Origin of the sequence: Methylophaga sp. UBA1464 (assembly GCF_002325665.1) — a bacterium.
Taxonomy (GTDB): domain Bacteria; phylum Pseudomonadota; class Gammaproteobacteria; order Nitrosococcales; family Methylophagaceae; genus Methylophaga.
This window is the reverse complement of the sequence record NZ_DCSO01000071.1, coordinates 13,552-18,960: the sequence shown is the minus strand read 5'-3', so window position 1 is coordinate 18,960 and position 5,409 is coordinate 13,552. Positions and strand designations below refer to the sequence as shown.

At 45.1% G+C, this 5,409-nt stretch carries 5 protein-coding genes; 2 read left to right on the top strand and 3 right to left on the bottom strand.

The window, feature by feature from the left end; genetic code table 11:
- Positions 1-183 (top strand): FKBP-type peptidyl-prolyl cis-trans isomerase (locus B3O33_RS08480; protein WP_292363399.1); only part of this gene is annotated, 183 nt, incomplete at its 5' end.
- A 43-nt stretch (positions 184-226) separates the two neighbouring features.
- Here the strand turns inward: B3O33_RS08480 and ampD are convergent.
- The gene (gene ampD, locus B3O33_RS08475) at positions 227-778 is read right to left on the bottom strand and encodes a 1,6-anhydro-N-acetylmuramyl-L-alanine amidase AmpD (protein WP_292359998.1); all 552 of its coding nucleotides are present in this window, start codon (positions 776-778) and stop codon (positions 227-229) included.
- Between the two features lie 86 nt (positions 779-864).
- Here ampD and nadC point away from each other — a divergent pair, with 86 nt between their 5' ends.
- A complete protein-coding gene (gene nadC / locus B3O33_RS08470) occupies positions 865-1,710 on the top strand; it encodes a carboxylating nicotinate-nucleotide diphosphorylase (protein WP_292360000.1) in 846 nt (281 codons plus the stop codon).
- A 54-nt stretch (positions 1,711-1,764) separates the two neighbouring features.
- Here nadC and B3O33_RS08465 read toward each other — a convergent pair whose 3' ends face one another.
- Both B3O33_RS08465 and cysG read right to left on the bottom strand, forming a co-directional pair.
- Positions 1,765-4,059, bottom strand: coding sequence for a TonB-dependent receptor (locus tag B3O33_RS08465; protein ID WP_292363397.1), 2,295 nt, complete (start codon positions 4,057-4,059; stop codon positions 1,765-1,767).
- Between the two features lie 138 nt (positions 4,060-4,197).
- Positions 4,198-5,409: siroheme synthase CysG (cysG, locus tag B3O33_RS08460; RefSeq protein ID WP_292363395.1), on the bottom strand; the 1,212-nt coding region annotated here is incomplete at its 5' end.

Sequence of the window (5,409 nt, the reverse complement as noted above, 5' to 3'; positions counted from 1 at the left end):
CTTTTCCCTGTTAACGGTGTTATTCAAGGTTGGCAGGAAGCTCTGCAAATGATGAAGGAAGGTGCTAAATGGCGTGTGGTCATTCCGGGTAATCTGGCTTATGGCCCACAAGGCGCCGGTGAAATGATTGGCCCTAACGAAACATTGATTTTTGATATTGAGCTGATTGCAATCACTCAGTAACCATTATTAGAAGTCATTTTGAAGCCGCCCACGGGCGGCTTTTTTATGTCTGCAATAATTGCTTCAGCTGCGCCCAATCAAAATAAGGACCCGGATCCGTTTTACGACCAGGAGCGATATGTTCATGGCCGGTTATGCGCTCACTGGACAATAATGGATATGCAGCAAAAATAGCCTTGCTGACTGCCGCCAGCTGCGAATATTGAATTTCAGTAAAAGTTGTCTCATCATCACCTTCCAGTTCAATACCTATTGTAAAATCATTACATTTTTCACGCCCATCCCAGCACGACACACCTGCATGCCAGGCGCGTTTATGAAATGGCACAAACTGCTGCATCAAACCATCACGTCTTATCAGTAAATGCGATGACACCCGTAAATGAGCGATCTCTGCAAAATAAGGATGCGCATTGGGATCCAGTTGGTTCAGAAACAAGTCGGCAATCCAGCTCCCACCGAACAGGCCTGGAGGCAAACTGATATTGTGAATAATGATGCCGCTGATATCGGTTTCATCTGGCCGATCATCATAATTTGGCGAAGGTAAAATTTCTGCCGCATCAAGCCATCCACTCTGTCTGTCAATAATCACTTTTTGCTCCAACTTGGGTTTGTGAATAGATTATCAGAGCTTTAACAGTTACCCTATCGGCTGTTTAAACTGAAGCTCGCAAAACTATGACCATCCACAATTTCATTCCGGCAAACTTTATCAGCTCGCAGGTCAAACTCTCTTTATTAGAAGATCTTGGCCAACAGGATCTCACCGCGGATCTTATTCCGGTCGGGGCAATAGCCAAAGCCAGATTAATCAGTCGACAGACTGCTGTTTTATGTGGCCAGGATTGGTTTAATGAAGTCTTCAATCAGCTGGATCCAGACATCCAAATCCACTGGTTTTTTAAGGATGCTGATTTGCTGCGTGAAAATGCAGTGATATGTGAGCTTTCCGGAAATGCCCGGGCATTATTGAGCGGAGAACGCACCGCGATGAATTTTTTGCAGACGTTTTCCGGCACGGCCACTCAGACCAAACGCTATGCTGACCTGGTCCAGGATTTACCGGTCAAACTGCTGGATACCCGAAAAACCCTGCCAGGCCTGAGACTGGGACAGAAATATGCTGTTCGTTGCGGTGGCGGAGTCAACCATCGTTTCGGTTTGTATGACGCCATATTGATCAAAGAGAATCACATCCTTGCCACAGGATCTATTGCAGCAGCCGTTGCCCAGGCCAAAGCCTTGCATCCCAATGTCTCGGTTGAAGTTGAAGTCGAATCCATGAATGAACTTGAGCAGGCACTTAATACCGCTGCTGATATTGTATTACTGGATAATTTTTCGTTAACGATGTTACGAGAAGCCGTCAGCTTTACCAATGGCAAAGTCGCTCTTGAAGCCTCTGGTGGAGTCAGTACGGATACGATTCGTGGCATTGCAGAAACAGGTGTTGATAGAATTTCGGTCGGTCAATTAACCAAAGACTTGCAGGCTGTAGATTTATCGATGCGGTTTATTGATTAAATTAAAAAAGAAAGGCCGCCTATAGCGACCTTTCTTCTTATCTAAACGATTGAATTAAAGTGTAACTTTAAAGCCAATCCAGCCAGCTCTTGGCGCACCGGCACCAACAAAACGCGGATCATCCAAGTCCAGACCTGGCGCTTCATCCGGTTCGCCATATAAACCAAAGTTTTCATATTCACTGTCAAACAGATTATCGACTTTGGCAAAGAACTGAACATGTTTGTTCAGCTTGTAACGACCGTGCAGATTAACCAGCCCATAGCCACTGATTTTTTTGTCTTCGTTGGCTTCATCACCACGGTAGTACTGACTTGAGTGATAAGACGCCGTTGCACCTAAAGATAATTTCGGTGTAAACGCATAATCGACACCAATTTTAATATTGTGTTCGGGAATTCCCGGCAGCCGATCACCTTTTTTCACTTCAAAGGTTTCTACCTCGTCATCAACTTCACGAGCATAGAGGAAAGAATCTTCAAACGTTGCACGAACATAAGAATAGTTGGCAAACCATAGCAGCTTGTCTTGCTGACCATTCACGCCTAATTCAAGACCGGCACGTGCTGTTTTATCGATATTATCGAAGTTACCCAAGGTCAAACGTGGGTCGCTCACATCATCTTCAACATCCGGGAAGAAAAATAAATCATCCTTCAGCTGAGTATAAAACACTCCGGTATTCCAATTGATTGAACCATTCTGTCCCCTGAAACCAGCCTCGATAGTTCTTGCAACAACATCATCCAACGGTGGATCAGCCAAAAATGCATTGGGATAAGAACAAGGACTGCTTTCTTCAGAACAGGTCAACTCAGATGGTGTTGGCGCACGATTTGATTCGCTGTAGTTACCATATACCGTCAGGTTGTCCCGCAAAGCATAAGTTAAACCGACCGTCGGATTAAAGCGTTTGAATACATGCTTGTTACCCGTTTCGTTCAGGTCCTGTTCACCGCCTTCGCTGGTGCCGGAAATATCAATCTGGATCCAGTTGTAACGGCCACCAACAGTCAAATCCAAACGTTCAGTCAACGAATGTGTATTGGTAAAGAACAGACTAAAGGTATCCGTTTCAATATCACCATCAACCACTGCCTCATCGATAATAAAACCGGTGCCGTCGGTGCCACGGCTATCGGTAAACTGTGCGATTTCAGATTGTGAAGCATGTTTTACATCTGATCTGTCGTAGGAAGCGCCCACAATCAGCTGGTTTTCACGTCCAAACAAATCATCTAGAAAAGTGGATTGTAAACCAAAGCCATAGCTGTCCTGCTTAGTCTTACTGGTATTGTTTAATGCAATAAATTCTTCACTGCCATCAAAACCCAAAGGTGCAAACGGCGTAACCACTTCACCATCATCGTCTACAATATTGGCACCATCAATTTCCAGTTCTGAACCATCACCATTGAAGGTAGAACGATCACTGCGTCGATAATAAGTGTTGGCCGATAGCATCATGGTGTCATTTACCCAATGTGAACCATTGAGGGTAAACATTCGTAATTCATTTTTGGTATTGTCGGGATGAGTAAAGACCGCTTCACGATCTTCTCTCACCAGTTCAATCGGTGAAGCCCCATTGCCATTCAAATCACTGTCTACGGCTGTAATACCAAAATCCAGACTGCTGGTTTCGTTACGATAGCTTAAGTTGGAAAAGAACTGTTCAACTCTGGAAGGTGAAAAATCCCGCCAACCATCTTCTTTGGTAATGGAACCGGTCACAAAATAAGCCAGGTTACCATCACTGCCACCACTTTCTATAGTCCCGGAATCACGGCCGAAAGAACCGGTATAAGCTTCCAGACTATGTCCAGGATGGGTAAAACCATTTTTGGTTTGAATCGATAAGGCACCACCCAATGTATTCAAACCGAATAATGGATTTGAACCAGACATCATATTCATACTGGCAATAGCTGATTTTGGTAATAATTCAAAATTAACCGCATCACCAAAAGGTTCATTAATACGGACACCATCCTGATAAACAGAAATACCCTGCGCATTACCCACTAATGGAGAGGCTGTAAAGCCACGGAATTTCAAATCAGGTTGGAACGGGTTGTTTTGTGCATGGTTGATACTCATGCTACCCATTGTCTGATTCATAAAATCAGAAATATCCAACGCCTGATTTCGTTCGATATCTTCAGCTGTAGCCGTTTGAACATTGCTTGGAATCTTATCAGCCTCCAGTCCCACACCATGTAATGGTGTGAGACTGATGACTTCGATGTTTTCCAGTTGCAGATCCGGTTCAGCAGCTAGACTGAAACCGGGACTTAACGCCGTTGCTAATAACGCAGGCAGGACGCTGCGTCGAAATGGAATCGCCATTTTTAATCTCCCAGATTAATATTTTGTAGTACTTTTTTAATAGCTTTCTATGAAGCCTATGGCGATGCTAGCATGGCGTTTCACACATAGAATTAGGAAAAATTCCCAAAACAATACGGGAAGATTAATCTGTTGATTTTATTGGGAAAACCAGGAAAGTTGATTATGCAGTTGGACGACTTCACCAATGATTAGTAGCGTAGGTGCGACAGGTTGTTGTTTTTTTGCCAACTCAGGAAGTTCAGCGATCGTACTCACCCATACCTTTTGATTCTCGGTAGTACCCTGTTGAACTAACGCCGCTGGCATATCGGCGCGCATACCATGTTTCTGCAGCTGTTGACTAAGAATATCAAGCCCGGCCAGGCCCATATAAACCACTACCGTCTGCCGAGGTTGTACTAAGGCCTGCCAATTCAGATCAAGCTCGCCTTCTTTTAATTGACCGGTAACAAACACACAGCTTTGCGAATAATCACGATGTGTTAATGGGATACCTGAGTAACAGGCAACACCTGAAGCGGCTGTGATTCCCGGCACTACCTGGAAAGGAATCTTTTTCTCGGCTAAAGTGGCAATTTCCTCGCCGCCGCGGCCAAAAATAAACGGATCGCCACCTTTCAATCGTAATACGCGTTTTCCAGCCAGGGCATGCTCAAGCAGTAACAAATTGATTTCATCCTGACGTTTACTATGCCAGGCACGCTGCTTACCGACATAAATCATTTCGGCTTCTTTACGCACCAAAGCCAACACTTCCTTGCTGACCAGTCGATCGTAAAACACCACATCGGCCTGCTGCATTAAACGTAAGGCTTTAAAGGTTAATAAATCAGGATCACCGGGCCCGGCTCCGACCAGATAGACTTCACCCTGCTGCAAGGCATGATCTGCGGTCTCTTCAATTAATGTTTCCAGAGTTTTGATGGCTAACTGATCACGACCGGCCAATACGTGATCGGCGACCGGCCCCTGTAAAACGGCCTCCCAGAAACGACGACGCTGCTTTAACTGAGTAAACTTCGCTTTGACCCTTTCGCGATACTCGCCAACCAGCAGGCCCAGCTTGCTGTAAGCAGGTGGGATAAGTGTTTCCAGCCTGGCGCGAAGTTGTCTGGCCAGAATAGGTGATTGGCCACCACTGGAGATGGCGACTACGATGGGTGAACGATCCAAAACTGACGGCAGAATAAAATCACACATCTCAGGTTGATCGGCCACATTGGCCAGAATTTTTTTTGCCTTGGCCGCCTGATACACTTCAAGATTCACACTCTCGTCATCTGTTGCGGCAATAACCAGTGTCTGATCATCAAGGTAATTTGGCGAAAATTTGTCATTAATCCAGTT